Origin of the sequence: Paracoccus sp. MC1854, from assembly GCF_014164635.1 — a bacterium.
Classification (GTDB): domain Bacteria; phylum Pseudomonadota; class Alphaproteobacteria; order Rhodobacterales; family Rhodobacteraceae; genus Paracoccus.
Window position 1 is genome coordinate 69,028 of the sequence record NZ_JACJFU010000008.1, and the last position, 25,354, is coordinate 94,381.

Consider the following 25,354-nt stretch of genomic DNA (forward strand, 5'->3'; position numbering starts at 1 on the left):
GGCTCAGCCCTCGTCCAGCACTGCCGCAAGGCGGTCGAGCGTTCTGTGACAGGTCAGGTCGGGACGCATCGGCGTCACCGCGATATGGTCCGCCAGCAGCGCCTCGACATCGCTGCCCTTTCCTGCCCGCGCCATCTGCGGGCCGCCTGCGATCCACAGGAAGCGCCGCCCGTTCGGCGCGACCTGCGCCTCGACCCCGAAGCGGACATCGGCGCGGCGGCCCTGCGGCGTCACGCGGATGCCCTGAACCTCGGCGGCCGAACAGGGCGGGAAGTTGACGTTGTAGAACAGGGGGTAATCCTCGCCCTCGCCCCAGTCGGCCCGGTCCAGCAGCGCCCGGATCACGCGGGCGCCATGGGTGCGGGCGCCCTCGAAGGGATCGTCCAGCCGGGCCGTGCGAGGGCCGAGATACTGCGACAGGGCGATCGAGCGGACGCCCTGCAGAGCGCCTTCCATCGCCCCGCCGACCGTGCCCGAATACATCGCGTTCTCGCCCGCGTTGTTGCCGCGGTTCACGCCCGACAGCACGAGGTCCGGCCTGCGGTCCGACATGATGTCCCACAGGCCCGCCAGCACGCAGTCGGCCGGACTGCCCTCGGCCGCCCAGCGGCGGGGCGCGAGTTCCGCGATCAGGGTGGGGTGCGAATAGCTGATGCAGTGGCCGACGCCCGACTGCTCGAAGGCGGGGGCGACGGTCCAGACCTCGCCGTCGGGTCCGGCGAGTTCCGCCGCGATTTCGGCCAGCGCCTGCAGTCCCGGCGCGTTGATGCCGTCGTCGTTGGTGATCAGAATCCGCATCGCTGTCCCCGCTGCGGCACGCGGGCCGCGGTTCCGGCCCGCCCTTTCGCGCCGCACCCTGATTAGCCTTGTGCAGCCTTGGCGTGCAAGCCGCGCGAATCGCTGTTTGACGCCCACGCCGCAGGGTATCAGGATGGCCGAAAAGCCGGGCAGCCATGCAGATATTCCTTCCCATCGCCGATGTCTCGGTGAATGCCTTCACGCTGATCGCCCTTGGCGGCATCGTCGGGCTGATGAGCGGCCTGTTCGGCGTCGGCGGCGGCTTCCTGATCACGCCGCTGCTGTTCTTCATCGGCATCCCGCCCGCGATCGCGGTCGCGACCGGCGCGAACCAGGTTGTGGCCTCAAGCTTTTCCGGGGTGCTGGCGCATCTGCGGCGCAAGACGGTGGATATCCGCATGGGGGTGGTGCTGCTGGTGGGCGGCATCATCGGGTCTGCGCTGGGGGTCGGCGTCTTCAACCTGCTGCAGCGCCTGGGCCAGGTCGAGCTTGTGGTGCAGCTCAGCTATGTCGCGTTTCTGGGCGTCGTCGGCCTGACGATGCTGCGCGAAAGCCTGGGGGCGCTGTTCGCGTCGAAATCCCCCGGCGGCCCGGCCCGGCGTCGGCTGCACGAACACAGCTGGGTCCACCGCATGCCCTGGAAGATGAAGTTCCGCGCATCCGGGCTTTACATCAGCGTCATCCCGCCCCTGCTGGTCGGGCTGGCCGTGGGGGTGCTGGCGGCGATCATGGGGGTCGGCGGCGGGATCATCATGGTGCCCGCGATGATCTACCTGCTAGGGATGCCGACAAAGGTCGTGATCGGCACCTCGCTGTTCCAGATCGCGGCGGTCAGCGCCTTCACCACGCTGATGCACGCGGTCAGTTCCAACACCGTGGACATCATGCTGGCGGTGCTGCTGATCGTGGGCGGCGTCGTCGGCGCGCAGGTCGGGACGCATTGGGGCGCCAGGCTGAGGGCCGAGCAGTTGCGGGTGCTGCTGGCCCTGCTGGTGCTGGGGGTCTGCGGCCGGCTGGCCTATGACCTGGTGGTGCGGCCGGCGGACCTTTACTCCATCGCGGCGGGCTAGGGCGATGTGGCGGCGGGTCATGGCGGCGTTGCTGGTGGCGGCATGGCCCTTGGCGGTGGCGGCGCAGGAAGGCGCCCCTCCGGCGACCTTGCCGCTGGAACGCGCCCCCGCCGTGCCCGCGCCCGAGGCGCCCCCGTCCGAGCGGCTGGTCAGCGGGCTGTCGCAGGACGAGGTGGCGATCAACGCCACCTTCACCGGGTCCGAGATCCTGATCTACGGCGCGATCCGCCGGGACCTTCCCAAGGCGCGGGATGAATCGCCCGGCATCATCGTCACCGTGGAAGGCCCGTCGCAATCCGTCACCGTCCGGCGCAAGGAACGCGTCGGCCCGATCTGGGTCAACACCCAGGGCGTGCGGATAGGCGCCGCCCCCGACTTCTACGCCGTGGCCAGCAGCGGCCCGCTGGACCGGATGCTCGACCCCGCCGAGGACGTACGCTTCCGCATCTCGCCGCCGCTTGCCATGCGGGCCCTGTCGGCAGGGGTCGAGGTCGAGGACCCCACCCCCTTCACCGCGGCGCTGCTGCGCATCCGCGCCGAGTCGGGCCGCTATTTCGTCGACGAGGGCGCGGTGCAGATCGTGGACGACACGCTGTTCCGCGCCGACATCCGCCTGCCCGCGAACCTGATCGAGGGCGATTATCGCGCCCGCATCTTCCTGATCCGCGACGGGCAGGTGATCGACAGCGACACGGTGCCGATCCGGGTGCAGAAGGTGGGGCTGGAACGCTGGCTCTACCGGCTGTCGATCCATCAGCCCTTCTGGTACGGGCTGATGTCGCTGGCCATCGCCATGGCGGCGGGGCTGATCGCCTCGGCGGCCTTCCGGGCGCTGCGCCGGGGCTGATCCTTTCGGGCGCCCGCGCGTTGGGGTGCGACCTGACCAGAGGAACCCGCCATGACCCGCAACCTCCGCCTGACCCTGATCGGCAGCGCCGCCGCCCTGCTGGCCCTGCCCGCGCTGGCCCAGACCCCGGCGCCTGCGACCGAGGCCCCGGCCGCGCAGGGCACGCCCGCGAACGCCGCCGAGGCAAATCGCGCGGCGATGCAGAAGATGCATGCCGAGATGATGATCGAGCCTACCGGCGACGCCGACGTGGATTTCATCCGCGGCATGATCCCGCATCATCAGGGCGCGATCGACATGGCCCGGATCGAGCTTCAGTTCGGAGACGACCCCGAGGCCCGCCGGATGGCCCAGGAAATCATCGCCGCGCAAGAGGCCGAGATCGCTGCCATGCAGGACTGGCTGCAACGGAACGCCCCGGAACCCGCGGCGGCCGGTGCGGCTGCGCCCGAGGCGCCTGCGCCGAAGCCGGCCCTTGAGGCCGTCCCCGCCCCGCGGCCTGCCGCGGACGGCACGCCCGAGCCCAAGCCCGCGACCTGAGCCTCAGCCCGACGCGCCGCTGCGCTTGGCGATCTCGGCCGCGGCGGCCGCGGCCCCTCCGCCGGCATGAGGCAGGCCGAGGGCGACCAGCCCCGCCTCGATGGTCGCCAGCGTGCCGAGGTGCATCTGCGCGCTGACATGGCCCATATGCGCGATCCGCAGCGCGTCGGCGGGTTCCGGCGTGCCAAGGCCGATGCCCAGCGTCAGCCCGGCCACCTCCTCGGTCCATGCCCGCAGACGGTCCGCCCCCGGCAGGGTGGCGGCCGTGACGGACCGCGCCCGCGCCGCCGGGTCGCGCACCATGGCGCGCGGTCCCGCGCCGCCCGCGCCCCAGGCATCCAGCGCGGCCCAGGTCGCGGCAGCCAGCGCCTCGTGCCGGGACCAGGCGGCCTCAAGCCCTTCCTCGTCCAGCAGCATCGCCAGTGCCTCGGCCAGCCCGTAGATATGCTGGACCGGCGGCGTCCCGCCCCAATGGCGCCACAACTCCTCGGCACCGCTGCGAGGGCGCCAGTCCCAATAGGGGGTGGCCGCGCCCCGGCCCGCCGCGATCCGGTCCGAATACCAGACAAAGGCCAGCCCCGGCGGCACCATCAGCCCCTTCTGGCTGGCGGACACCAGCAGGTCCACGCCCCAGTCGTCCATCCGCATCGGCTCGCACCCCAAGGACGCGATCGCATCCACCGCCAGCGCCGCCGGATGATCCCCCATTGCGTCCCGGATCGCAGGGATGTCGAGGCGCACCGAACTGGCCGTGTCCACCTGGCAGGCCAGCACCGCCCGGATCTCGCCCGCCCTGTCGGCCGCCAGCCTGTCGCGCAGCCGCTGCGGGTCCACTGCGGCGAAAGGCTCGGCCTCGATCCGCTCGACCCGCACGCCCATCGCCTCGGCCGTCACCGCCCAGCCGCGGCCGAAATGCCCCGTCACCAGCACCAGCGCCAAGTCGCCGGGGGCCAGCAGGTTCATGTTCGCGGCCTCCCAGCCCGCATGGCCATTGCCGATATAGGCCGCGACGTTCTGCGCCGTCCCGGCCAGCCGCTTCAGTTCTCCCATCACTTTCAGGTTCAACTCGGTCAACTCGGGCCCGTAGATGTCGGGCGAGGGCCGGTGCATCGCCCGCAGCACCCGGTCTGGCACCGGCGAGGGACCGGGAATGGCAAGCATATGGCGGCCGGCGGCAAAGCTCATGGGAACACCTCGGGGGAAAGCAGCCGCATGACTAGAACCCCTGCTCTGCCGCGTCCATCCCGTCCCCTGGCCCCAGGTTGCTTCTTTCTGGCCCAACTGCCCAAGGGCAAAGCCCCTTTCCGCCGCTGCTTGTCCCCCCATCCTGTCCCCGCTATCCCCGGAACCGACCCGCAGGAGAGCCCGGATGCCGTCACGCGCCGAACGACAACGCGGCCTCTTCGGAAGGCTCTGGCAGGATTACCTGCGCCGCTACTGGCCGCGCATGGGTGTGGCCACGGTGCTGATGGTGATCGAGGGCTCGACACTGGCCTTTCTCAGCTGGATGCTGAAGCCGCTGTTCGACCGCGTCTTCGTGGGGCAGGACGAAAGCGCGATCTGGTGGGTCGGCGGCGTCATCTTCAGCCTTTTCCTGATCCGCGCCGCCACCTATGTCATCACCCGCGCCATCCTGACCTCGGTCCAGCAGGGCGTGGCCTCGCGAATGCAGACGGACCTGCTGGCGCATATCATGACGCTGGACGGGGACTTCTTCCAGACCAACCCACCCGGCGCCCTGATCGAAAGGGTGCAGGGCGACACGATGGCGATCCGGTCCATCTGGACCACCTTCATCACCGGGGCGGGGCGCGACGCGATCTCGCTGGTGGCGCTGTTCGGGGTGGCGGTGGCGACCGACCCGATGTGGACGGCCGCCGCGCTGGTGGGCGCGCCGCTGCTGATCCTGCCCACGGCCTATGCCCAGCGCTACATCCGCCGCAAGACGCGGCAGAACCGCGCCCGCGCCTCGGTCCGCGCCACAAGGCTGGACGAGGTGCTGCACGGCATCACCGCCGTCCGCCTTTACCGGATGGAGGATTACCAGGCCGAAAGCTTCCGCCGCATCGTCGGCGACATCCGCGAATCCGAAACCAAGATGAGCGCGGTCAACGCTGTGGTCCCCGCGATGATCGACATCGTGACGGGCCTGGGCTTCCTCGGCGTCCTGATCCTCGGCGGGGCGCAGGTCACCAGCGGCGAGCGGACGGTGGGCGACTTCATGTCCTTCTTCACCGCGCTGGCGCTGGCCTTCCAGCCGCTGCGCCGGCTTGGGGGGCTTGCCGGCGGATGGCAGACGGCGGCGGCCTCGCTGGAACGGATCTATGCGGTCTTCGACACCCGGCCGACGATCCGTTCCGGTCCCCGGACCGAGCCGCCCCCCGACACCACGATCCGGCTTGAGGAGGTGCATCTCGCCTACGGCGCCCACAAGGTGCTGCACGGGCTGTCCTTTACCGCCGAGGCGGGGCAAACGACGGCGCTGGTCGGCCCTTCCGGCGCGGGCAAGTCCACGGTCTTCAACCTGCTGACCCGGATGGTGGACGCCGATGCGGGCGCCGTCACGCTGGGCGGCGTGCCGGTCGCCGACTTCACCCTGCCCATCCTGCGCGACCAGTTCTCGACGGTCAGCCAGGACGCGGCGCTGTTCGACGAGACGCTGCGCGAGAACATCACCCTGGGGCATGGGGTCCCCGAGGACCGCCTGCGCGCCGCCGTGGTCGCCGCCCGCGTGGCCGATTTCGCCGACGCCCTGCCCATGGGACTGGACACCCGCGTCGGCCCCCGCGGTTCGGCCCTGTCGGGCGGCCAGCGCCAGCGCGTCGCCATCGCCCGCGCGCTGCTGCGCGACGCGCCCGTTCTGCTGCTGGACGAGGCCACCAGCGCGCTTGACGCCGCATCCGAGCGGCTGGTCCAGCAGGCGTTGGACGAACTGAGCCAGGGGCGCACGACGCTGGTGATCGCCCACCGCCTGTCCACCATCCGCGCCGCCCACCGCATCGTGGTGATCGAGGCGGGACGGGTTGTGGAACAGGGGACGCATGACCAGCTTATGGAAGCGAATGGCGCCTATGCGGCGCTGGTGAAACTGCAGTTCGGGGGCGAGTGATGCGGCAGATCCTGCGCGTCGGCGGAGCGGATCGGGTTGAGTTCCTGCAGGGGCTGGTAACGAATGACGTCACCCGCGCGCCTGTCTGGACGGCGCTGCTGACGGCGCAGGGCAAGTATCTGGCGGATTTCCTGATCGTGCCGGAGGGGGATTCGCTGCTGATCGACGTGGACGCGCGGCTTGCCGGTGACCTCGTACGGCGGCTGTCGATGTACAAGCTGCGCTCGGCGGTCGAATTGACCGAAACCGGCCTCAAGGTGTCGCGCGGCACCGGCGAGGCCCCTGCCGGAGCCATCGTCGACCCCCGCCATCCGGCGCTGGGCTGGCGGCTTTACGGCGAAACCGACAGCGACGACGGCATCGACTGGGACGCCATCCGCGTGACCCATACCATCCCCAAGTCGCTGGTCGAACTGATCCCGAACGAAACCTTCATCCTCGAAGCCGGGTTCGAGCGCCTGCACGGAGTCGATTTCCGCAAGGGCTGCTATGTCGGGCAGGAGGTCACCGCCCGCATGAAACACAAGACCGAATTGCGGAAAGGCCTTGTCACCGTCGCGGTGGACGGCGAGGTTCCGGTCGGCACGCCCATCCTGATGGCGGACGGGCGCGAGGCGGGAACCCTGTTCACCCAGTCAGGCGGACGCGGCATCGCCCATCTGCGCTTCGACCGCATCGGCGAGGGGCTGACCGCCGGGGGCATGGCGGTCCTTGCGGCCGATGGGCAGGTGCAAGCCGACCCGTAGGGTGCGTGGTTTCCACGCACCATGGTCTGCGGCCGGCGCAGGGAACCCACCCGTTCCGCGGACTTCACCGCCGGACGGGGGCTGTCTGCCCCCGCGAGGCCTGCGGCCTCTTCCCCTGAGGATATTTGAGAACCGTCCGAAAGCGAAAGGACGCGCCGGCTGGAGGGTGGGAACGCGCATCCTCAGGAGCCTGCCGCGCCGCAGGGTGCGTGCTCGGAACGCGCCATGTCCTGCGGGCGGTGCGTGGAAACCACGCATCCTGCGCCCGAAACGTCGTGGCTTCGCGCCATGATCCCTGACGCGCCCGGGCGCATCCGCCGCATCGTCCATATCGACATGGACGCCTTTTTTGCCAGCGTGGAACAGCGCGACAACCCGGACCTGCGCGGCAAGCCTGTGGCGGTCGGCGGCTCGTCCCTGCGTGGCGTCGTGGCGGCGGCCAGCTACGAGGCGCGGCCCTATGGCGTGCGCTCGGCCATGCCCTCGGTCCGGGCGAAGCGGCTCTGCCCCGAGCTCATCTTCGTCAAGGGCCGGTTCGAGGTCTATCGCGCCGTCAGCAACCAGATCCGCGAGATCTTCGCCCGCTTCACTCCTCTGATCGAACCCTTGTCGCTGGACGAGGCCTATCTGGACCTGACCGACTACCTTGAAGGCCGCACCGCCACCGCCATCGCGCAGGAGATCCGCGCGCTGATCCGGCTTGAGACCGGGCTGACCGCCTCGGCCGGGGTCAGCTACAACAAGTTTCTGGCCAAGCTCGCCTCGGACCAGCGCAAGCCCGATGGCCTTTACGTCATCCCGCCCGAGGCTGGGCCGGGCTTCGTCCTGACCCTGCCCATCGCCCGCTTTCACGGCATCGGTCCCGCCACGGCGGCCAGGATGGAACGCCACGGCATCCGCACCGGCGCCGACCTGCACCGCCAGAGCCTCGAGTTCCTGACGACACGCTTCGGCAAGGCGGGCCGCTATTACTGGAACATCGCCCGCGGCATCGACGACCGCGAGGTGCGCCCGAACCGCGAGCGCAAGTCCATCGGCGCAGAGACCACCTTCTTCACCGACATCCACGACCTCGCCGCCGCCGCCGGGGCGCTGGAGCCGCTGGCCGAGAAGGTCTGGCGCCATGCCGGCCCCCGCGAAGTCTCGGGACGAACGGTGACGCTCAAGGCGAAATACACCGATTTCCAGATCGTCACCCGCGCCCATAGCCAGCCTGCGCCCGTCATGTCGCAGGCGGAACTGCTGGCGCAGGCCACGGCCCTGCTGCCGCAGGTGCTGCCCGATCCGCGCGGGGTGCGGCTTCTGGGGATCACGCTGTCCAGCCTCTGCCCCCTGCCGCAGGGCCCGCAGCCCGAACAACTGGACCTGTTCGGCTGAGGCTTGCGGCGGCCGCATGGATCGGCTCCATTGCGGCGATTTTCACGAAAGGGCGGCGGATGCAGGGGGGCGATCGCGGGCTGGTCCTGCTGGTGCCGGTGCTGTGGGGACTGAACTTCCCGGCCACCGCGCTGATGCTGGACCATTACCCGCCGTTTCTGGCGGCCACCCTGCGCTTTGTCCTGATGGCGATCCCGGCGATCCTGTTCGTCCCCTTCCCGCAGGTCAGGCTTCGCTGGTTGATCGGCACGGGGCTGGGGCTGGGCGTCATGCAATTCTCGTTCCTTTACCTGGGAATGGCGACGGGGATGCCGGCTGGGCTTGCCTCGCTGGTGCTGCAGGCCTCGGCGCCCTTCACCATCCTTCTGGCGGCCGCTTTCCTGGGCGAGCGGCTGACGCCCTTGCGGCTGGCGGGCATCGGCCTTGCCGTGCTGGGGCTGGCGATCATCGGCGCCGCCCGCGCGCAATCGGCGGCGCTGCTACCGATGATGCTGACGCTGTTAGCCGCGCTGGGCTGGGCCGTCGGCAACATCTGCTCGCGGCTGGCGCGTGCGCCAAAGCCCCTGCACCTGACGATGTGGATGTCGATCGTCCCGCCCATTCCCCTGTACCTGTTGTCGCTGCTGATGGAAGGCCCGCGAATCGCCCCCGCGCTAGGCGGCGCCTTCACGGCCGCGGCCATGCCCGCCAACCTCGGGCTGCTTTACATCGTCGTCTTCGCCACGGTCCTGGGCTACGGCATCTGGAACACGCTGATGTCGCGCTATCCCGCCAGCGAGGTCGCGCCCTGGTCGATGCTGGTGCCCATCGTGGGCTTTTCGTCCGCCTGGGTGATGCTGGGCGAAAGGCCCCGCCTTCTGGAACTGGCGGCCGGGATGCTGGTCATCGCGGGGGTGGTTCTCGCCAGTCGGACGGCGGCACGGCAGTAAACCCTTTTTAGTCAAGCTGCAGGCAACTTTTGACAAGGCTGGGGGTTGTCAAGCGTCGTTGATGCCCCAAGTGCCATCAAATCGTCGCGAAAAATGCAGTATAGGTGGATCGCTGTGGGTTTGCGTGGGATGCATGGCGGGGTTGCGGGCAAGGGTATAACGAATCGGTGGTGCGACAGGGTAATCCTTCGCGACACCCTTCAGGGCAAAGAACACTCGGGGCGGGCGACCCCGCTCCTCGCGTTGGCGGGGTGAGAAAGACGGGAAACTTCATGCGTGATTTCGTGGACGGCTCGGCATTCAATTTCGAACAGGGGCAGCGGGCCCGCAAGCTTTTCGCCGCCGTTGTTCTGGCGGCGCTGGACGATGCCATTGCGGATGACAAGAAATACGGCAACGGGGCCGAACAGATCGCCCGGTGGGCGCGGTCGCGCGACGGGCGCGAGGTTCTCAGCTGCGCCGGCATCGACCCGAACGAGCGGGTGGTGAAGGGGCTGGTCGAGTTCGTGTCCAAGGGTGTGCGCACCTCGGTCGCGCTGTCGCGCGAGGAAAGCGAACGCCGCATGGCCGCCGAGGCCGAGGAAGCCGAGGCCGCGTAAGCTGCGGGTTCATCGCATCACAGGCCGCCCCATCCGGGCGGCCTTTTTCGTTTCAGCCGAAGAACCGCAGCGCCAGCGGCGCGATGATCGCGGTCAGCACGGCGTTCAGCCCCATGCCGATCCCGGCGAATGCCCCGGCCGTGGGGTTCACCTGGAACGCCCGCGCCGTCCCGATCCCATGCGCGGCGGTCCCGACCGCAAGCCCCCGCGCCCGCCAGTCGCGAAAGCCCAGCGCGTCGAACAGCGGCGTCACGATGATCGCACCGAGGATGCCCGTCAGCAGCACCAGCACCGCGGTCAGCGTGGGCTGCCCGCCCAGCCTCTCGGCGATGCCGATGGCGACGGGCGCCGTGGTAGACTTGGGGGCGAGCGAGGCCATGACCTCGGCCCCCAGCCCGAAGGCCCGCGCGATCGCAAGGGCCGAGACGACCGCCACTACCGAGGCCGCCACCAGCCCCGCGAGGATCGGCAGCGCCGCCGCCCGCATTTGCGGCAGGTTGTCGTGCATCGGCAGCGCAAGGCAGACCGTCGCGGGGCCAAGCATGAAATGGACGAACTGCGCGCCCTCGAAATAGGTGGCATAGGGTGTGCCGGTCACCGTCAGCAGCAGCCCAAGCAGGATGACGGCGATCAGCACCGGGTTGGCCCAGCTTTGGCGTCCTGCGGCGCGGAAAGCCGCCTCGCCCAGCGCATATCCCATCAGTGTCGCCGTCAGCCACAGCAGCGGCCCTTGGGAAAGATAGGCCCAGATCAAGGCGGGGTCGGCGTTCATCGCTCCTCCTGTCCGGTGAGGCGGGCGACGAAGATAAAGGCCCCGGACCCCGCGACCAGCGCCAGCACGGTTGAGACGACGATCGCCACCAGCAGCGCCAGCCCGTGTTCGCGCAAAAGTGGCAGATGCGCGACGATGCCGACGCCAGCGGGCACGAAGAACAGCGACAGATGCGCCAGCACCCCCTCCCCCACCGGCCGCAGCCAGCCGGCAAGGCCGGGCCGCAGCCGCATCGCGCCCAGCAGCAGCACCAGCCCCACGACCGGACCCGGCAGGGGCAGGTCCAGCCCGCGGGAGATGACCTCCCCGACAAGCTGGAAGCACAGGATGGTGACAAGCGCCGGGACCATGCCGCATGGTTAGCACGGGCCGGGCCGATTGGAAGCACCCGGCTTTTCGCCTTTCGGAAAACCGCGGCCCGCGTTGACTTGCCCGCGCGCACAGGTTGAATCGCCGCGGATCAAAGGAAACCCGCTTGCAGTTCGACCGCCTTCGCCTTTCCGGCTTCAAAAGCTTCGTGGACCCGACCGAACTGGTCATCCTCCAGGGGCTGACCGGCGTCGTCGGCCCCAATGGCTGCGGCAAGTCGAACCTGCTGGAAGCCCTGCGCTGGGTCATGGGCGAAAGCCGCCCGACCGCCATGCGCGGCGACGGGATGGAGGACGTGATCTTCGCCGGCACCACCCGCCGCCCCGCCAAGGGTCGGGCCGAGGTGACGCTGGCCCTCGACAACCGCGCCCGGCTTGCCCCCGTCGGCTTCAACGACGCCGACACGCTGGACGTGACGCGGCGGATCACCCGCGATGCCGGCTCGGCCTATCGCATCAACGGGCGCGAGGTGCGGGCGCGGGACGTGCAGATGCTGTTCGCGGATGCCTCGACCGGGGCGCAGTCGCCCGCGCTGGTGCGGCAGGGGCAGATTTCCGAGCTGATCAACGCCCGCCCCAAGGCGCGGCGCCGGGTGCTGGAGGAAGCGGCGGGCATCGGCGGGCTCTACCAGCGCCGGCACGAGGCCGAGTTGCGGCTGAACGGGGCCGAGCAGAACCTGACCCGCGTGGACGACACGCTGGAACAGTTGGCCGCGCAGGCGGCGGCGCTGGCGCGGCAGGCGCGGACGGCGGCGCGCTACCGCGAGATCGGCGCGGCCCTGCGCCGGGCTGAGGGCGCGCTGGTTTACCGACGCTGGTCCGAAGCGCAGGCCGCGCTGACGGCGGCACTCACGGCCTTCGCCGAAGCCCGCGCAACCGCCGCGCAGGCCGAGGCCGCTGCCCGCGCAGCCACCACCGCGCGAGCGCAGGCCGAGGCCGCCCTGCCCGCCCTCCGCGATGAGGACAGCATCGCCGCCGCGATCCAGGCCCGGGCCGCCGCCGAGGCCGAGGCGCTGGACGACGCCGAGGCCCGCGCCCGTGACACGCTTGCCACTCTGACCGCCCGCCTTGCCCAACTCGACCGCGACAGTGAGCGCGAGTCCGCGTTGAACCGCGACGCGGGCGAGGTTCTGGCACGGCTGACACACGAACGCGAGGAACTGGAGCAGGCCGATGCCGGCCATGAAGACCGGCTTGCTGCAGCCCAGATCGCCGCCGAGGATGCTGCCACTGCCCTGCGCGGGATCGAGGCGCGGCTTGGTGAACTCACCGACGAAGCGGCCCGCCTCGCCGCCCGCCACCAGTCCGCCGAGCGGCTGGTCGCGGACCTGCGCGTCATGCGCGAGCGAGCCGAGCGCGCCCAGACCGAGGCAGAAGCTGCTGTCACCCGCGCCGAAGCTGCAGGCCGCGAGGCCGAAGCCACCCTGGCGCAGGCGCAGGCCGCGCAGGAAGCCACCCGCGCCGCCGCAACGCAAGCCGAGGCCCGCCTTTCTGCCGCCGAGACCGACCGCGCCGCCGCAAGCGATGCCGAAACCGCCGCCCGCGCGACCCGCGCCCATGCCGAGGGCGAGGCCGCCGCGCTTGAGGCCGAGCGCAGCGCCCTATCCCGCCTCCTCGCCCGTGGCCGGGCCGAGGCGGGCGCGCTGCTGGACGCCCTCACCGTTGCGCCGGGCTTCGAGGTTGCGCTGGGCGCGGCGCTCGGCGACGACCTGCGGCTGCCCGTGACCGACGAAGGCCTCGGCTGGCGGACCCTGTCCATCCCCGACGACGACCCGGCCCTGCCCGAAGGCGCGGCCCCGCTTGGCGCGCAGGTTCAAGGCGCCCCTGCCCTTTCCCGCCGCTTGGCCCAGATCGGCCTTGTCGCGGATGCCGCAAGCGCCGCCCGGATGCAGCCGCACCTTCGCCCCGGCCAACGGCTTGTCACACGCGCGGGCGACCTCTTCCGCTGGGACGGGCTGGCGCTGCCGGCAGGAGAGGCGACATCCGCCGCCGCCCTGCATCTGCAGCAGGTGAACCGGCTGAAGGACACCATCGCGCAGGCTGAATCCGCGCGCACCCGCGCCGATGCCGCCATCGCCATCCATGAAACCGCCCGCGCCGCGTTGAAGGACGCAACGGGTGCCGAAACCTCGGCCCGCGAGGCCAGCCGGGCCGCCGAGCGGGCGCTTTCGGACAGCCTTCGCGCCGCCACCCGCGCCGATTCGGACCTGTCGCTTGCCCAGGGCCGCGCCGAGGCCGCGCGGGCCGAGCGCGCCCGTCATGCAGGCGATGCCGCCGACGCCGCCCGCAGGCTGGCCGAGGCGCGGGCCGCCCTGTCGGCCCTGCCCGACCGCAGCGCAGCGGCGACAGCTGTCGATCAGGCAAAAACCGCCGTCGAGGCCGCGCGCATCGCCACCCTTTCCCGGCACGGCGCGCTGGACGAGTTGCGGCGCGAGGGCGAGGGGCGGCTGAAGCGGCTGGAGGCGATCGCCAAGGACGCCTCCGGCTGGCGCCAGCGGCTCGATCAGGCCGGAACCCGCGCGGCCGAACTGCAGGCGCGGCGGGATGTCACGGCGGCGGAACTGGCGGGAGCCGAGGTCCAGCCCGCCATTCTTGCCCAGCGCCGCGCCGCGCTGTCGCAGCGCGTGGCGGAGGCCGAAGTCCGCCTGGCCCGTGCCCGCGCGGCCCTTGCGGCGGGGGATGCCGCCCTGCTGGCCGCCGCCGGTGCCGAGCGGGACGCCGAGCGCGCTGCGAGCGCCGGGCGCGAGGCCCGCGCGACCCGCGAAGCACGCGCGGATGCCGCCCGCGAGGCCGAAGCTCAGGCCCGCGCCCGCATCGCCGAGGACACGGACGGCACCCCCCCCGAGACGCTGGCGCAAACCCTGGGCGATACCGACGCGCCCCCGCCCTCCGCCCAGCTTGAATCCGACATTTCGCGGCTGCGGACCCAGCGGGACGTCCTCGGCCCCGTGAACCTCCGCGCCGAGGAGGACAAGCGCGTGCTGGAGGAGGAGCGTGCCCGGCTTGCCGCCGAGAAGGACGACCTGACCGCGGCCATCGCCCGGCTGCGCGCCGGCATCGGCAGCCTGAACCGCGAAGGGCGCGAGCGGCTGCTGGCCGCCTTCGACACGGTGAACGCCAGCTTCGGGGCGCTGTTCACCCATCTCTTCGGCGGCGGCGAGGCCCGGCTGGTGCTGGTCGAATCCGACGACCCGCTGGAGGCCGGGCTGGAGATCCTCGCCCAGCCACCGGGCAAGAAGCTTGCGACCCTCAGCCTGCTGTCGGGGGGCGAGCAGACGTTGACGGCGCTGGCGCTGATCTTCGCGGTCTTCCTGGCCACCCCCGCCCCGATCTGCGTGCTGGACGAGGTGGACGCGCCGCTGGACGATGCCAATGTCACCCGCTTCTGCGACCTGCTGGACGAGATGACGCGGCGCACCGACACGCGCTTCCTGATCATCACCCATCATGCGGTGACGATGGCCCGCATGGACCGGCTGTTCGGCGTCACGATGGTGGAACCGGGGGTGAGCCAGCTTGTCAGCGTGGACCTGCGGCTGGCCGAGGCGCTGGTGGCATGAAGATGGGGGGCTGCCCCCGCTTTCGGCTCCCCCGGGATATTTGGGTCCGGCCCGACGGGCGCGGGGTGGCGCAGCCGAGCGGGGACGGATAGCCTCGGCGCGACCACATGACCGGAGGTTTCCATGTCCCACGACGCTCGCCTGCGCCAGTTGAACATCATCCTGCCCGACGCGCCGATGCCGGCGGCGAACTACGTGCCCTTCGTGCAAAGCGGCAAGCTGCTGTTCGTCTCGGGCCAGATCGCCGCCGGCTCCGAGGGGTTGATCCGCGGCAGGCTGGGCGAGGACATGGATGTCGCGCAGGGTGCCGCCGCCGCGCGGGCCTGCGGCCTTGCACTGATCGCGCAGGCGCGGGCGGCGCTGGGCTCGCTCGACGGGATCGCGCGGGTGGTGAAGCTGACGGGCTTCGTCAACTCGACGCCCGAGTTCACCGACCAGCCCGAGGTCATCAACGGCTGCTCGGACCTGATGGTCGAGGTCTTCGGCGAGGCCGGCCGCCACGCCCGGGCCGCCGTCAGCGCCGCGGCCCTGCCTCGTGGCGTCGCGGTGGAAATCGAGGCCATCTTCGAACTCGCCTGAAGCCGTTCTTCTTCGTGGAAATATCCCGGGATCGCGTTGTATACGACGATGGGGGCTGGCCCCCGGTCCTGCGCCATCCGCCAGAGCATCCCTCCATGCTGCATCCCGATTTCCTGTCTCGCCCCCTTGCCCATCGCGGGTTGCACGGGCCGGGTGTCCCCGAGAACTCGATGGCCGCCTTCCGCGCGGCGATGGAGCGCGGCTATGGCATCGAGCTTGACGTGCAGCCCGCAGCGGACGGAACGCCGCTGGTGTTCCATGACGAGGAGTTGTTCCGGTTGACCGGAACAGACGGGCGAGTGGCCGCGCTGTCCGTGGCCGAGGCGGCGGCACGGCGACTTCTGGGGACGGATCAGACGATCTCGACGCTCGCGCAGGTGCTGGAGATCGTCGCGGGCCGGGTGCCGGTGCTGATCGAGATCAAGGATCAGGACGGCGCCCTCGGTCCGGGAATGGGCGACCTGCCGGCGCGGGTGGCGGAGGCCGTTTGCCCCCATGCCGCCAAGGGGCATCCGGTCGCGGTCATGTCCTTCAATCCCTGCGCCGTCCGTGCGCTGCGCGAGGGCGACCCGGCCCTGACCGTCGGGCTGACCAGTTGCGCCTTTCCCAAGCGCTCTTGGCCAGGCGTCCCGCAGAAGCGCCGGGCCGCCCTGGCGCGGCTGGAGGACTTCGAGGAGATCGGCGCAACCTTCGTCTCGCACGATCACCGGGATCTCGGGAATCCGGCCGTTGGGCGGTTGGCGGCGCGGGGCGTGCCGGTGCTCTGCTGGACGATCCGCTCGCCGCTGGAAGAAGCCGCCGCCCGACGCGTCGCCCGCAACATCACATTCGAGGGATACCTGCCATGAGAACGCTCATTACCGGCGGCACCCGCGGCATCGGTCGGGCGACGGCGACTGGCTGCGCCGAGCGCGGCTGACCCACCATGATGGGCTACAGCCGCAACGAGGCCGCCGCGCGGGAAACGCTGGCCGCCATCCGCGCCGCCGGAGGGACGGCGAGCGCCCATGCCGCCGACGTGGGCGATCCTGCGCAGGTAGCAGGGCTGTTCGACGCGGCAGAGGCGGCGATGGGCGGGCTGGACGCGGTGGTGATCAACGCAGGCATCGTGGCGCCGGTGATGCCGCTGGCTGAGATGACGCCCGAAAGGCTTGACCGCATGGTGCGGATCAACCTGACCGGGACGCTTTACTGCGCGCGCGAGGTGGCGCGGCGGCTGGGGGACGGCGGCGCGATCGTGCTGGTCTCCTCGGTCGCCGCCAGGCTGGGCTCGCCCGGCAAATACGTCGATTACGCGGCGACCAAGGGCGGGATCGACACGCTGGTGATCGGGCTTGCGGCGGAACTCGCCCCGCGCCGGGTCCGCGTCAACGGCGTGCGCCCGGGAATCATCGCGACCGACATCCACGCGGACGGGGGAGAGCCGGATCGCATCGCGACCGTCGGCCCGCAGCTTCCCTGGGGGCGCGTTGGCCGCCCCGAGGAAGTCGCGGCGGCGATCCTGTGGCTGATCTCGGACGCCGCGAGCTATACCTCGGGCGCCATCATCGACGTGGCAGGCGCACGCTAGACCGTCGAGAGGTCCTGCGCCGCAGCCAGCACCGCGTGCAGCGCCACCGGGTCGTCGTTGGCGCGCAGCTTCGTGCGCATGTCGCCGTCGCGCAGGGTGCGGCTGACCAGCGCCAGCGCCTTCAGATGCTCGACGCCCGGCGTGTCGGGCGCCAGCAGGGCGAAGACCAGGTCCACCGGCTGGCGATCCACGGCGTCGAAGTCCATCGGCTTTTCCAGCCGCAGGAACAGCCCCGCCACGCGGTCGAGGCCGGGAATGCGGGCGTGGGGCAGCGCGACCCCGTGGCCCACGCCGGTCGCGCCCAGGCTTTCGCGTTCCTGCAGCGCGTCCAGCGTCGCCGCGGGGTCCAGCTTGTAGGCCTGCGCGGCCATTTCCGCGATGTCGTGGAAAAGCCGCTTCTTGGAACTGACCTGCGCCTGCGAGCGGACCGCCGCAGGGGAAAGAATGTCGCTGATGCGCATGTGCTGCTGTCCTGCCCGTCCTTGGTCCGCGGCGTAAGAGCCGGACAGGCGCGAACCTGCCCGGCTTTCATGCTAACGCTGCGGCGTCAGCTCAGGTTGCGGGGGTCGATCCAGCCCACGTTGCCGTCCTCGCGGCGGTGGACCACATTGACCCCTCCGTGTTTCTCGTTGCGGAAGACCAGCATCGGCGCGCCCGCAAGCTCCATCTGCATGACCGCGTCGCCGACCGACAGGGTCGGCACCCGGGTCTCCATCTCTGCGACGATGATGGGCTGCAGGCCCGTATCGTCCTGCGATTCCCATTCATCCTCGTTGGCGGCCAGCACATAGCTTGCGGCGGTGCCGTATACAACCGGCTCGCTACGGTCCTTGTGATGGTCCTTCAGGCGACGCTTGTAGCGGCGCACCTGCTTGTCCATCTTCTCGCGGCACTTCTCGAAGGCGGCGTAGATGTTGTCGGGGTCCTGCCCCTTGGCCTGAACCGTCAGGCCGGTGGACAGATGGACCACCGCGTCGCAGGTCAGGTTGTGGGCATCGCGCGAAAAGATCACCGTGGAGTCGGTCGGACGCTGGGCGTATTTGCCGAAGGTCGCGTCCAGTTCGGTCTCGACATGGGTGGACAGCGCCTCGCCGATATCGATCTGTCGTCCACTGATCTGATAGCGCATGATTTTTTCCTTTCCGTGAGCCGAGCCGGTGGTTGCGCCGCTGCCGGCGCAAACCGACCGGTGACAAGAGCCCGCGACCGGGCTCCTTTCTTTATTTGGGAACAGCGTGCCCCCGGTGTCAATCGGCGCAGGCCCGCAGCGACGCCGCGCCTGCATTTATGGTAAAGATCGCCGGTGCTCAGCCCAGGGTAAAGCCTTCGCCCAGGTAGACCTCGCGCACGCGCGGGTCCTCGACGATGGCGGCGGTGGTGCCCGACATCAGCACCCGGCCGTCGTGCAGGATATAGGCGCGATCCACGATCCCCAGCGTCTCGCGCACGTTGTGGTCGGTGATGAGGACGCCGATGCCCCGCGTCTTCAGATCATGGACGAGGCCCCGGATCTCGCCCACGGCGATGGGGTCGACGCCCGCGAAGGGTTCGTCCAGCAAAAGGAAGGCGGGGTCCGAGGCGAGGCAGCGGGCGATTTCCACCCGCCGCCGCTCGCCCCCCGACAGCGCCAGCGCGGGGGCGTGGCGCAGGTGGCCAATGGAAAAATCGCCCAGCAGCTCCTCCAGCCGCTCGCGGCTCTGGCGGCGCTCGCGGCCGGCGACTTCGAGGACAGCCATGATGTTCTGCTCGACCGAAAGGCCGCGGAAGATCGACATCTCCTGCGGCAGGTAGCCGATGCCCATGCGGGCGCGGCGGAACATCGGCAAGGCGCTGACATCGCGCCCGTCGATGACGATGCGGCCCGCGTCTGGCATGACCAGCCCCGCGATGCAGTAGAAGCAGGTGGTCTTGCCCGAGCCGTTCGGCCCCAGAAGCGCCACGACCTCGCCCCGGTTCAGCCGTATCGAGACGTCGCGGATCACCGGGCGGTTGCGATAGGATTTCCGCAGTCCATCGACCTGCAGGCCCGATGAGGCAGAGGCAGGCGGCATCAGTTCTGGCCCGGCTGCAGCACCGTCCGCACCCGGCCGGAAACCGAGGCGGTGCCGTCGTTCAGATCGACCTCGATCCGGTCGCCGGCCAGCACGCTTTCCCCGCGGGTGACGATGGCATCGCCGGTCAGGACCACGGTCCCGGCCTCGACGTCATAGACGGCCCCGGCGGCCTCGGCCGCGTCGGGGCCGCTGACCAGCGTGACGCCGCCTGTGGCATTGAGGGACCGGATGCGATTCTGCCCGCCCTCGGCATAAACCACGGTCACGGACTGGGCCGAGAGCCGCATCTGCCCCTGCCCGATCAGCACGTTGCCGGTGAAGACGGCCTCGCCCGTGTCCTGGTTCACCCGCAGGGCATCGGAGGTCACCTCGACCGGGGCATCGGCATCGGCCCGCATGGCGCCGAAGCCCACGGTCTGGGCGGCGGCGGCAAGCGGCAGGGCCAGCGCAAGGAGGCCGGGCAGGATCAGGGAACGCAGCATGGTCGGCTCCTTCCAGCGGCGGGGGTCAGGGGCGGTATAGCAGCCGCACGTTCCCGTTCAATTCAAGAACCGTGGTCCCGGCCGCATCGGGACCGAGCCGCATGGCGTCCCCCTGAAGTTCGCCGAAGGGCGCGGTCACGTCCACCGTCTGCGCGGCGCTGACCACGCCCGCGTCAAGCTGCGCCTGCATCTGCGGGGCGGTCAGTTCCCAGCCGGTGGACAAGGCCATGCGGGTACCCCCGTCCAGCGTCAGCAATTCGCCCTCCTTGGCGGCCTGCGGGGCGGTGACCACCATCAGCAACCCGCTGCGGGACCGCCAGTCCAGCGTCAGGTCGCGCGCCGTCCCGTCCTCGGCCTCGCCCGGCACGGCGCGGGTGGCGCGCAGGGTGACGGTGGCGCCGTCATCGGTGACGGTGGTGAATTCGGGCGCGCCGATGCCTTCGGCGCGGGACAGTTCCTCGAAGCGGCCTTGGGCATAGGGGATCGCCGCCTGGGGGTCAGGCTTGCGCGCGAGCAGGAACAGCACCGACAGCAGCGCCAGCGCCGCCAGCGGCAGGACCACCTGCAGAAGCCGGACGATGCGGGTCCGCAGCACCCTAGACCATCCCGGCCCGCAGGCAGTCGTGGATATGGAGGATGCCTTCCGGCCGGTCGTTCGTGACGGCGAAAAGGCTGGTGATCTTGCTGTCCTGCATCTGCGCCAGCGCGGCCTCGGCCAGCGCGTCAGGGGCGATGGTGCGGGGGTTCTTCGTCATCACCTCGCCCGCCGTGTGGTCCAGCAGGCCGTCCATGTGACGGCGAAGGTCGCCGTCGGTGATGATGCCGACCAGCCCGCCTTTGTTGTTCGTCACGCCGGTCACGCCGAAGCCCTTGCGGCTGATGGTCAGCAGCGCCTCGGCCATCGGCGCGTCCTCGGGGACCAGCGGCATATCCGTATGCATCAGGTCGCCCACGCGGGCCAGCCGCGCGCCCAGCTTGCCGCCGGGATGGAAGGTGCGGAAATGCTCGGGGGTGAACTTGCGATGTTCCATCAGCGCCACCGCCAGTGCATCGCCCAGCGCCAGAGTCATCGTGGTCGAGGTCGTGGGCACGATCCCCGTCCCGCAGGCTTCCGCCGCCTGCGGCAGCAGCAGCGCCACGTCGGACTGGCGCAGCAGGGTGGACCGTTCGCGACCCGCCACCCCGATCAGCGGTATGGAAAAACGCCGCGTATGGGCCACGATATCCGCAATCTCGGGCGTCTCGCCGCTGTTCGACAGCACCAGCGCCACGTCGCCTTTCGTCACCATGCCGAGGTCGCCGTGGCTGGCCTCTGCCGGGTGGACGAACTGCGCGGGCGTGCCGGTCGAGGCGAAGGTTGCCGCGATCTTGCGGCCGACATGGCCCGACTTGCCCATGCCGGACACGATCACCCGGCCCGTTGCCTCAAGGATCAGCCGCACGGCGGCATCGAAGGGTTGGGCCAGGGGGCCGTCCAGCGCGGCCTCGATCTCGGACAACCCTTGCGCCTCGCAGCGGATCACGCGACGGGCGGTCTCGACATATTCACTCATCTCCCCGACCTAGTGATGGAAGATGTCGTTGTCATCGCCCCAGCCCATCAGGTCCAGCGTCGCCCGCGCCGGCAGGAAGTCGAAGCAGGCCTGCGCCAGCGCCATCCGCCCCTCGCGTTCCAGCCGCTTTTCCAGTTCGGCCTTCAGCGCATGAAGATGCAGCACGTCTGACGCGGCATAATCCAGTTGCGCCTGCGTCAGTTCCTCGGCGCCCCAGTCGCTGGTCTGCTGCTGCTTGGACACGTCCACGCCGACGAGGTCGCTCAGCAGGTATTTCAGTCCGTGCCGGTCGGTGAAGGTCCGCACCATCTTGGACGCGATCTTGGTGCACCAGACCGGGCGCGTGACCACGCCGAAGGCGTTTTCCAGCATCGCGATGTCGAAGCGGCCGAAGTGGAACAGCTTCAGCGTGCCCTCGTCGGCCAGCATCCGGGTCAGGTTAGGCGCCTCGTGCTGGCCGCGGGCGATCTGCACCAGATGCGCGTCGCCGTCGCCCGCGCTCATCTGCACCAGGCACAGCCGGTCGCGGCGGGGGTCGAGCCCCATGGTCTCGGTGTCGATGGCCACGACCGGCCCGAGGTCCAGCCCGTCCGGCAGGTCGTGGCGGTGAAGATGGATGGTCATGCGCGGGTCCCTTCGGCTTTGGGGGCGGATGTGCCCGCCCCGCAGGATCGCGTCAATGAAAAGGCACCGTGCTTTCCGGCAAAGGCCCGCCACCTAGCCGGGGCTGCGGACGCCGCCGACGACAGGTTCCTCGGGCTGCGGGCTGAGCCAGCGATAGAGGACGCCGCCCAGTGCGCCCCCGATCAGCGGCGCCACCCAGAACAGCCATAACTGGCTCAGCGCCCAGCCGCCCACGAACAATGCGGGTCCGGTGGATCGCGCGGGATTGACCGAGGTGTTGGTGACGGGGATCGAGATCAAGTGGACCAGCGTCAGCCCCAGCCCGATGGCGATGGGGGCAAAGCCCACCGGCGCCCGCCCATGCGTGGCCCCCATGATGATGAACAGGAACATGGCCGTCAGCACCACCTCGGCCAGAAAGCCCGCGCCCATCGAATAGCCGCCCGGCGAATGTTCGCCATAGCCGTTCGCCGCAAAGCCCGAGGCCGAGGCGTCGAAGCCCGGCGCGCCATTGGCGATCAGGTAAAGCACCAGCGCGCCCAGGATCGCACCCAGGACCTGCGCCACCACATAGGGCAGGATCTGCGAGGACGGGAAACGCCCGCCCGCCGCAAGCCCGACTGTCACCGCAGGGTTCAGGTGGCAGCCCGACACATGCCCGATGGCATAGGCCATGGTCAGCACGGTCAGCCCGAAGGCCAGCGACACGCCCAGAAGGCCGATGCCCACCTCGGGGAAGGCGGCCGCCAGCACGGCCGACCCGCAGCCGCCGAAGGTCAGCCAGGATGTTCCTATAAATTCCGCCGCGTATTTCTGAGAACTCATCACCAACACCCTTGAAGGAGGCGGCCGTATGCCGACTCGTTCAAGGTCTCACATAAGCGTGAGTGCACAAAGCGGAATAAGAAGCGGTCAGCCCGTCCCGCTGCCGCCGGTCGCGCCGTAAACCTCGCCGGTGATGTAGCTGGCCTCGTCGCTGGCAAGCAGGACGTAGATCGGCGCGATCTCTACCGGCTGGCCGGCGCGGCCGAGCGGGCTGTCAGCGCCGAACTCGGGCAGGTCTTCCCTGGGCTGGCCGCCCGAGACCTGCAGCGCGGTCCAGAACGGCCCCGGCGCCACCGCATTCACGCGGATGCCCTTGGGCGCAAGCTGCTTGGCCAGCCCCTGGGCAAAGACCTTCCCGGCGCCCTTGGTCATCGCATAGTCCAGCATGTCGGGCGAGGGCGAGAAGGCGTTGATCGACGAGGTCACGATGATCGAGGCCCCCTTCTTCAGATGCGGCAGCGCCTGCTGCGCCATCCAGAAGGGCGCGTAGATGTTGGTCTTGATCGTCGCGTCGAAGGCGTCCGAGGTGATGTCGGCGATGGACTTCTGCGCCTGCTGGCGGCCCGCGTTCAGCACCAGCACCTCAAGCCCGCCCAAGCCCTTCACGGCATCGTCGATGACCTTGCGGGCGGCCTGCTCGTCGCGGATGTCGGCGGGCAGCGCGACCGCGCGGCGACCCTCGGCCTCGATCAACTTCACGACAGTCTGCGCGTCGCTTTCCTCGTCCGGGTGATAGTTGATCGCGACATCCGCGCCCTCGCGCGCATAGGCGATGGCGGCGGCGCGGCCGATGCCGCTGTCGCCCCCGGTGATCAGCGCGCGCTTGCCCTTCAGCCGGTCATGGCCCTTGTAGCTTTCCTCGCCATGGTCGGGCTGCGGGTCCATCTTCTCGGCCAGCCCCGGCCAGGGCTGCTGGTCGTCGGAATAGGGATTGAGCGGCAGGCGCGGATCCTCGATCGCGCCCGAGCGGTAGGGAGGGAGAACGGGGTCGGAGCCTTCCTTGTCGGACATGGATCATCCTTTCACAGCACGAGTTGCGAGGGGCAACGCCCCTACGCCGCGGCCGTTCCCCTGCCCTGACGCGGGCCGCTGGCGCCCGGCAGGTCCGCCGTGGTGGAATGCGGCAAGCCGCGGATAAAGAGGAAAGCGATGAACCGACTGGAATGCGACCGGATGTTCATGGCGGTGATGGAGGCGGGCAGCTTCATCGGCGGCGCCAGGCAGCTTGGCACCAGTTCGGGGCAGGCCTCGAAGCTGGTCTCGCGGCTGGAATCGGAACTGGGGGTGCGGCTGCTGAACCGCACCACCCGCTCGGTATCCCCGACCGAGGCGGGCCAAGCCTATCACGACCGTCTGCGGGTGCTGATCGAGGAGCTGGACAGGCTGGACAGCGAGATCCGCAACATCTCGCAGACCCCGCGCGGGCGGCTACGGGTGGCCGCGCCCCTGACCTTCGGCATCCGCGAGCTTGCCCCGGCGCTGAACGACTTCGCCGCCCGCTATCCCGAGATCGAACTGGACGTGAGCTTTTCGGACCGGGCCGTGAACCTCGTGGACGACGGCTTCGACCTTGCCGTGCGGGTCGGGCAGCCGGACGATTCCAGCCTCATCATCCGCAAGCTCTGCGCGGTCCGCATCGTCGTGGTGGGGGCGCAGGCCTACCTGGACCGCAACCCCGCGCCCGAAACTCCCGCTGACCTGACGCGGCACGACTGCATCATCGACACGAACTTCCGCGATCCCAGCCGCTGGCCCTCCGGCGATCCGCCGGGGGTGGCGGTCAGCGGGCGGCTGCGCTTTTCCAATGCCGAGGCCTGCCTGCAGGCCGCCGAGGCCGGGCTGGGCCTTGCCTGCGTCCCCGCCTTTGTCGCGGGCGATGCGATCCGCGGGGGCCGGGTGGTGCCACTGCTGCAGGAGTTCGAATCCGCGCCCTATGACATCTTCCTGCTTTATCCCCACAGCCGCCATCTTGCGGCCAAGGTGCGGCTGCTGGTGGACGCGCTGGTAAAACGCTACCGCGACACCCCACATTGGGAAAGGGGCTGGTAACGATCATTTCCATATAGGAAGCAATCATCTTCCCTGCAAGCTGATTATTTCCTTCGCAGATCGGCACTATCTTGGTGTCAACGCAAACGAGGAGAGACCGCCCATGCATATCGACCTGACCGACAAGACCGCCATCGTCACCGGCTCGACCGGCGGCATCGGCATGGCCATTGCTAAGGGGCTGGCCCAGGCCGGTGCCCGCGTCGTGGTCGTCGGCCGCCGCGAGGACAGCACGAATGCCGCGCGGGACGCCGTGAACGCGGCCTCGGGGCGCGATGACGCCCGCGCGGTCGTGGCCGATGCCGGGACCGCCGAGGGCTGCGCCGCGCTGATCGCGGCCGAGCCGCAGGCCGACATCCTGGTCAACAACCTCGGCATCTACGGCGCCCGCGCGTTCTTCGACATCACCGACGCCGAATGGGAGGAAATGCTGCAGGTCAACGTCCTCAGCGGCGTGCGGCTGGCCCGTCATTACGCGCAGGGAATGCGTGACCGCGGCTGGGGGCGCATCCAGTTCATCTCCAGCGAATCGGCGCTGAACATCCCCGGCGAAATGGTCCATTACGGTGCCAGCAAGGCCGCCGTGCAGGGCGTGTCCCGCGGGCTGGCCAGGGTGCTGGCGGGAACCGGCGTCACCGTCAACTCGATCCTGCCGGGACCGACGCGCACCGAAGGCTCGGTCGAGATGATGCACGACCTCGCCCGCGAGCGAGGCGTTTCCCCCGAGGAAATGGAGGCGCTGTTCCTGCGCGAAAACCGCCCCTCGAACCTGCTGGGCCGCTTCGCCACCCCCGAGGAGGTCGCGGCGATGAGCGTTTACGTCGCCTCGCCCCAAGCCAGCGCCACGACCGGCGCCGCGCTGCGCGTGGATGGCGGCACCGTGGAAAGCATCGCCTGAGATCA

27 protein-coding genes are annotated in these 25,354 nt (G+C 70.0%); 14 read left to right on the forward strand and 13 right to left on the reverse strand.

What is annotated here, in order from left to right:
- Nucleotides 1–3: 3 nt before the first annotated feature.
- Nucleotides 4–798: a 5'/3'-nucleotidase SurE gene (gene surE, locus H5395_RS08880; RefSeq protein ID WP_182792211.1), complete on the reverse strand. Its 795-nt coding sequence runs from the start codon at nt 796–798 to the stop codon at nt 4–6.
- Between the two features lie 155 nt (nt 799–953).
- Here surE and H5395_RS08885 point away from each other — a divergent pair, with 155 nt between their 5' ends.
- The 3 genes from H5395_RS08885 to H5395_RS08895 are packed head-to-tail and all read left to right on the forward strand — an operon-like array spanning nt 954 to nt 3,255.
- Nucleotides 954–1,868 carry a sulfite exporter TauE/SafE family protein gene (locus tag H5395_RS08885; RefSeq protein WP_182792212.1) on the forward strand — a complete coding sequence of 305 codons (915 nt, stop codon included), beginning with the start codon at nt 954–956 and terminating at the stop codon, nt 1,866–1,868.
- A 4-nt stretch (nt 1,869–1,872) separates the two neighbouring features.
- Complete coding sequence (locus H5395_RS08890) at nt 1,873–2,715, forward strand: TIGR02186 family protein (protein ID WP_182792213.1); 843 nt, start codon at nt 1,873–1,875, stop codon at nt 2,713–2,715.
- 51 nt (nt 2,716–2,766) lie between these two features.
- The gene (locus tag H5395_RS08895) at nt 2,767–3,255 is read left to right on the forward strand and encodes a DUF305 domain-containing protein (RefSeq protein WP_182792214.1); all 489 of its coding nucleotides are present in this window, start codon (nt 2,767–2,769) and stop codon (nt 3,253–3,255) included.
- 3 nt (nt 3,256–3,258) lie between these two features.
- Here H5395_RS08895 and H5395_RS08900 read toward each other — a convergent pair whose 3' ends face one another.
- The gene (locus H5395_RS08900; protein WP_182792215.1) at nt 3,259–4,440 is read right to left on the reverse strand and encodes an alanine--glyoxylate aminotransferase family protein; all 1,182 of its coding nucleotides are present in this window, start codon (nt 4,438–4,440) and stop codon (nt 3,259–3,261) included.
- 184 nt (nt 4,441–4,624) lie between these two features.
- Here H5395_RS08900 and H5395_RS08905 point away from each other — a divergent pair, with 184 nt between their 5' ends.
- The 5 genes from H5395_RS08905 to H5395_RS08925 all read left to right on the forward strand — a co-directional run bounded on the left by H5395_RS08905 (nt 4,625) and on the right by H5395_RS08925 (nt 10,015).
- Complete coding sequence (locus H5395_RS08905) at nt 4,625–6,364, forward strand: ABC transporter ATP-binding protein (RefSeq protein ID WP_182792216.1); 1,740 nt, start codon at nt 4,625–4,627, stop codon at nt 6,362–6,364.
- Nucleotides 6,364–7,110 (forward strand): folate-binding protein YgfZ, encoded by a 747-nt coding sequence (locus tag H5395_RS08910; protein ID WP_182792217.1) that lies wholly within the window; start codon nt 6,364–6,366, stop codon nt 7,108–7,110. Before H5395_RS08905 ends, H5395_RS08910 begins: the two co-directional genes overlap by 1 nt.
- A gap of 288 nt (nt 7,111–7,398) precedes the next feature.
- Complete coding sequence (dinB, locus tag H5395_RS08915; RefSeq protein ID WP_182792218.1) at nt 7,399–8,487, forward strand: DNA polymerase IV; 1,089 nt, start codon at nt 7,399–7,401, stop codon at nt 8,485–8,487.
- A 59-nt stretch (nt 8,488–8,546) separates the two neighbouring features.
- On the forward strand, nt 8,547–9,416 hold the full coding sequence (locus H5395_RS08920) for an EamA family transporter (RefSeq protein WP_182792219.1): 870 nt from the start codon (nt 8,547–8,549) through the stop codon (nt 9,414–9,416).
- Between the two features lie 272 nt (nt 9,417–9,688).
- Nucleotides 9,689–10,015 carry a DUF6280 family protein gene (locus H5395_RS08925; RefSeq protein ID WP_036704285.1) on the forward strand — a complete coding sequence of 109 codons (327 nt, stop codon included), beginning with the start codon at nt 9,689–9,691 and terminating at the stop codon, nt 10,013–10,015.
- 52 nt (nt 10,016–10,067) lie between these two features.
- Here H5395_RS08925 and H5395_RS08930 read toward each other — a convergent pair whose 3' ends face one another.
- Entirely contained in the window at nt 10,068–10,787 is a 720-nt protein-coding gene (locus H5395_RS08930) for an LrgB family protein (protein ID WP_182792220.1), read from the reverse strand.
- Nucleotides 10,784–11,137 (reverse strand): CidA/LrgA family protein, encoded by a 354-nt coding sequence (locus tag H5395_RS08935; protein WP_182792221.1) that lies wholly within the window; start codon nt 11,135–11,137, stop codon nt 10,784–10,786. The genes H5395_RS08930 and H5395_RS08935 overlap by 4 nt, the downstream gene beginning before the upstream one ends.
- 125 nt (nt 11,138–11,262) lie before the next feature.
- Here H5395_RS08935 and H5395_RS08940 point away from each other — a divergent pair, with 125 nt between their 5' ends.
- The 4 genes from H5395_RS08940 to H5395_RS08955 all read left to right on the forward strand — a co-directional run bounded on the left by H5395_RS08940 (nt 11,263) and on the right by H5395_RS08955 (nt 16,864).
- Entirely contained in the window at nt 11,263–14,715 is a 3,453-nt protein-coding gene (locus tag H5395_RS08940; RefSeq protein WP_182792222.1) for a chromosome segregation SMC family protein, read from the forward strand.
- Between the two features lie 123 nt (nt 14,716–14,838).
- Nucleotides 14,839–15,294 (forward strand): RidA family protein, encoded by a 456-nt coding sequence (locus tag H5395_RS08945; protein ID WP_182792223.1) that lies wholly within the window; start codon nt 14,839–14,841, stop codon nt 15,292–15,294.
- Between the two features lie 95 nt (nt 15,295–15,389).
- Nucleotides 15,390–16,142 carry a glycerophosphodiester phosphodiesterase family protein gene (locus H5395_RS08950; RefSeq protein WP_182792224.1) on the forward strand — a complete coding sequence of 251 codons (753 nt, stop codon included), beginning with the start codon at nt 15,390–15,392 and terminating at the stop codon, nt 16,140–16,142.
- A 77-nt stretch (nt 16,143–16,219) separates the two neighbouring features.
- Nucleotides 16,220–16,864 carry an SDR family oxidoreductase gene (locus H5395_RS08955; RefSeq protein ID WP_220494926.1) on the forward strand — a complete coding sequence of 215 codons (645 nt, stop codon included), beginning with the start codon at nt 16,220–16,222 and terminating at the stop codon, nt 16,862–16,864.
- On the opposite strand, the gene H5395_RS08960 is transcribed toward H5395_RS08955, so the two are convergent.
- From H5395_RS08960 to H5395_RS09000, 9 genes are all read right to left on the reverse strand, one after another.
- The gene (locus H5395_RS08960; RefSeq protein ID WP_182792225.1) at nt 16,861–17,325 is read right to left on the reverse strand and encodes a PTS sugar transporter subunit IIA; all 465 of its coding nucleotides are present in this window, start codon (nt 17,323–17,325) and stop codon (nt 16,861–16,863) included. The genes H5395_RS08955 and H5395_RS08960 overlap by 4 nt on opposite strands.
- Before the next feature lie 86 nt (nt 17,326–17,411).
- Nucleotides 17,412–17,993, reverse strand: coding sequence for a ribosome hibernation-promoting factor, HPF/YfiA family (gene hpf / locus H5395_RS08965; RefSeq protein WP_182792226.1), 582 nt, complete (start codon nt 17,991–17,993; stop codon nt 17,412–17,414).
- A gap of 178 nt (nt 17,994–18,171) precedes the next feature.
- The gene (gene lptB, locus H5395_RS08970; protein WP_182792227.1) at nt 18,172–18,915 is read right to left on the reverse strand and encodes an LPS export ABC transporter ATP-binding protein; all 744 of its coding nucleotides are present in this window, start codon (nt 18,913–18,915) and stop codon (nt 18,172–18,174) included.
- Nucleotides 18,915–19,400: a lipopolysaccharide transport periplasmic protein LptA gene (gene lptA, locus H5395_RS08975; RefSeq protein ID WP_182792228.1), complete on the reverse strand. Its 486-nt coding sequence runs from the start codon at nt 19,398–19,400 to the stop codon at nt 18,915–18,917. Before lptA ends, lptB begins: the two co-directional genes overlap by 1 nt.
- Nucleotides 19,401–19,425: 25 nt before the next feature.
- On the reverse strand, nt 19,426–19,995 hold the full coding sequence (locus tag H5395_RS08980) for a hypothetical protein (RefSeq protein WP_182792229.1): 570 nt from the start codon (nt 19,993–19,995) through the stop codon (nt 19,426–19,428).
- Between the two features lies 1 nt (nt 19,996).
- Nucleotides 19,997–20,953 (reverse strand): SIS domain-containing protein, encoded by a 957-nt coding sequence (locus H5395_RS08985; RefSeq protein WP_182792230.1) that lies wholly within the window; start codon nt 20,951–20,953, stop codon nt 19,997–19,999.
- A gap of 9 nt (nt 20,954–20,962) precedes the next feature.
- A complete protein-coding gene (locus tag H5395_RS08990; RefSeq protein WP_182792231.1) occupies nt 20,963–21,577 on the reverse strand; it encodes a ribonuclease D in 615 nt (204 codons plus the stop codon).
- A gap of 93 nt (nt 21,578–21,670) precedes the next feature.
- On the reverse strand, nt 21,671–22,402 hold the full coding sequence (gene aqpZ, locus H5395_RS08995) for an aquaporin Z (protein ID WP_182792232.1): 732 nt from the start codon (nt 22,400–22,402) through the stop codon (nt 21,671–21,673).
- A gap of 87 nt (nt 22,403–22,489) precedes the next feature.
- The gene (locus tag H5395_RS09000; RefSeq protein ID WP_182792233.1) at nt 22,490–23,413 is read right to left on the reverse strand and encodes an SDR family oxidoreductase; all 924 of its coding nucleotides are present in this window, start codon (nt 23,411–23,413) and stop codon (nt 22,490–22,492) included.
- A 138-nt stretch (nt 23,414–23,551) separates the two neighbouring features.
- Between H5395_RS09000 and H5395_RS09005 the strand changes: the two genes are divergently transcribed.
- Nucleotides 23,552–24,451, forward strand: coding sequence for a LysR family transcriptional regulator (locus tag H5395_RS09005; RefSeq protein WP_182792234.1), 900 nt, complete (start codon nt 23,552–23,554; stop codon nt 24,449–24,451).
- 103 nt (nt 24,452–24,554) lie between these two features.
- On the forward strand, nt 24,555–25,349 hold the full coding sequence (locus tag H5395_RS09010; RefSeq protein WP_182792235.1) for an SDR family NAD(P)-dependent oxidoreductase: 795 nt from the start codon (nt 24,555–24,557) through the stop codon (nt 25,347–25,349).
- Nucleotides 25,350–25,354 lie beyond the last annotated feature (5 nt).

What these genes read in the sequence shown, in the direction of transcription:
- surE (WP_182792211.1), bottom strand. Translation starts at nt 798, where the DNA reads ATGCGGATTCTGATCACCAACGACGACGGCATCAACGCGCCGGGACTG.
- H5395_RS08885 (WP_182792212.1), top strand. Translation starts at nt 954, where the DNA reads ATGCAGATATTCCTTCCCATCGCCGATGTCTCGGTGAATGCCTTCACG.
- H5395_RS08890 (WP_182792213.1), top strand. Translation starts at nt 1,873, where the DNA reads ATGTGGCGGCGGGTCATGGCGGCGTTGCTGGTGGCGGCATGGCCCTTG.
- H5395_RS08895 (WP_182792214.1), top strand. Translation starts at nt 2,767, where the DNA reads ATGACCCGCAACCTCCGCCTGACCCTGATCGGCAGCGCCGCCGCCCTG.
- H5395_RS08900 (WP_182792215.1), bottom strand. Translation starts at nt 4,440, where the DNA reads ATGAGCTTTGCCGCCGGCCGCCATATGCTTGCCATTCCCGGTCCCTCG.
- H5395_RS08905 (WP_182792216.1), top strand. Translation starts at nt 4,625, where the DNA reads ATGCCGTCACGCGCCGAACGACAACGCGGCCTCTTCGGAAGGCTCTGG.
- H5395_RS08910 (WP_182792217.1), top strand. Translation starts at nt 6,364, where the DNA reads ATGCGGCAGATCCTGCGCGTCGGCGGAGCGGATCGGGTTGAGTTCCTG.
- dinB (WP_182792218.1), top strand. Translation starts at nt 7,399, where the DNA reads ATGATCCCTGACGCGCCCGGGCGCATCCGCCGCATCGTCCATATCGAC.
- H5395_RS08920 (WP_182792219.1), top strand. Translation starts at nt 8,547, where the DNA reads ATGCAGGGGGGCGATCGCGGGCTGGTCCTGCTGGTGCCGGTGCTGTGG.
- H5395_RS08925 (WP_036704285.1), top strand. Translation starts at nt 9,689, where the DNA reads ATGCGTGATTTCGTGGACGGCTCGGCATTCAATTTCGAACAGGGGCAG.
- H5395_RS08930 (WP_182792220.1), bottom strand. Translation starts at nt 10,787, where the DNA reads ATGAACGCCGACCCCGCCTTGATCTGGGCCTATCTTTCCCAAGGGCCG.
- H5395_RS08935 (WP_182792221.1), bottom strand. Translation starts at nt 11,137, where the DNA reads ATGGTCCCGGCGCTTGTCACCATCCTGTGCTTCCAGCTTGTCGGGGAG.
- H5395_RS08945 (WP_182792223.1), top strand. Translation starts at nt 14,839, where the DNA reads ATGTCCCACGACGCTCGCCTGCGCCAGTTGAACATCATCCTGCCCGAC.
- H5395_RS08950 (WP_182792224.1), top strand. Translation starts at nt 15,390, where the DNA reads ATGCTGCATCCCGATTTCCTGTCTCGCCCCCTTGCCCATCGCGGGTTG.
- H5395_RS08955 (WP_220494926.1), top strand. Translation starts at nt 16,220, where the DNA reads ATGATGGGCTACAGCCGCAACGAGGCCGCCGCGCGGGAAACGCTGGCC.
- H5395_RS08960 (WP_182792225.1), bottom strand. Translation starts at nt 17,325, where the DNA reads ATGCGCATCAGCGACATTCTTTCCCCTGCGGCGGTCCGCTCGCAGGCG.
- hpf (WP_182792226.1), bottom strand. Translation starts at nt 17,993, where the DNA reads ATGCGCTATCAGATCAGTGGACGACAGATCGATATCGGCGAGGCGCTG.
- lptB (WP_182792227.1), bottom strand. Translation starts at nt 18,915, where the DNA reads ATGCCGCCTGCCTCTGCCTCATCGGGCCTGCAGGTCGATGGACTGCGG.
- lptA (WP_182792228.1), bottom strand. Translation starts at nt 19,400, where the DNA reads ATGCTGCGTTCCCTGATCCTGCCCGGCCTCCTTGCGCTGGCCCTGCCG.
- H5395_RS08985 (WP_182792230.1), bottom strand. Translation starts at nt 20,953, where the DNA reads ATGAGTGAATATGTCGAGACCGCCCGTCGCGTGATCCGCTGCGAGGCG.
- H5395_RS08990 (WP_182792231.1), bottom strand. Translation starts at nt 21,577, where the DNA reads ATGACCATCCATCTTCACCGCCACGACCTGCCGGACGGGCTGGACCTC.
- aqpZ (WP_182792232.1), bottom strand. Translation starts at nt 22,402, where the DNA reads ATGAGTTCTCAGAAATACGCGGCGGAATTTATAGGAACATCCTGGCTG.
- H5395_RS09000 (WP_182792233.1), bottom strand. Translation starts at nt 23,413, where the DNA reads ATGTCCGACAAGGAAGGCTCCGACCCCGTTCTCCCTCCCTACCGCTCG.
- H5395_RS09005 (WP_182792234.1), top strand. Translation starts at nt 23,552, where the DNA reads ATGAACCGACTGGAATGCGACCGGATGTTCATGGCGGTGATGGAGGCG.
- H5395_RS09010 (WP_182792235.1), top strand. Translation starts at nt 24,555, where the DNA reads ATGCATATCGACCTGACCGACAAGACCGCCATCGTCACCGGCTCGACC.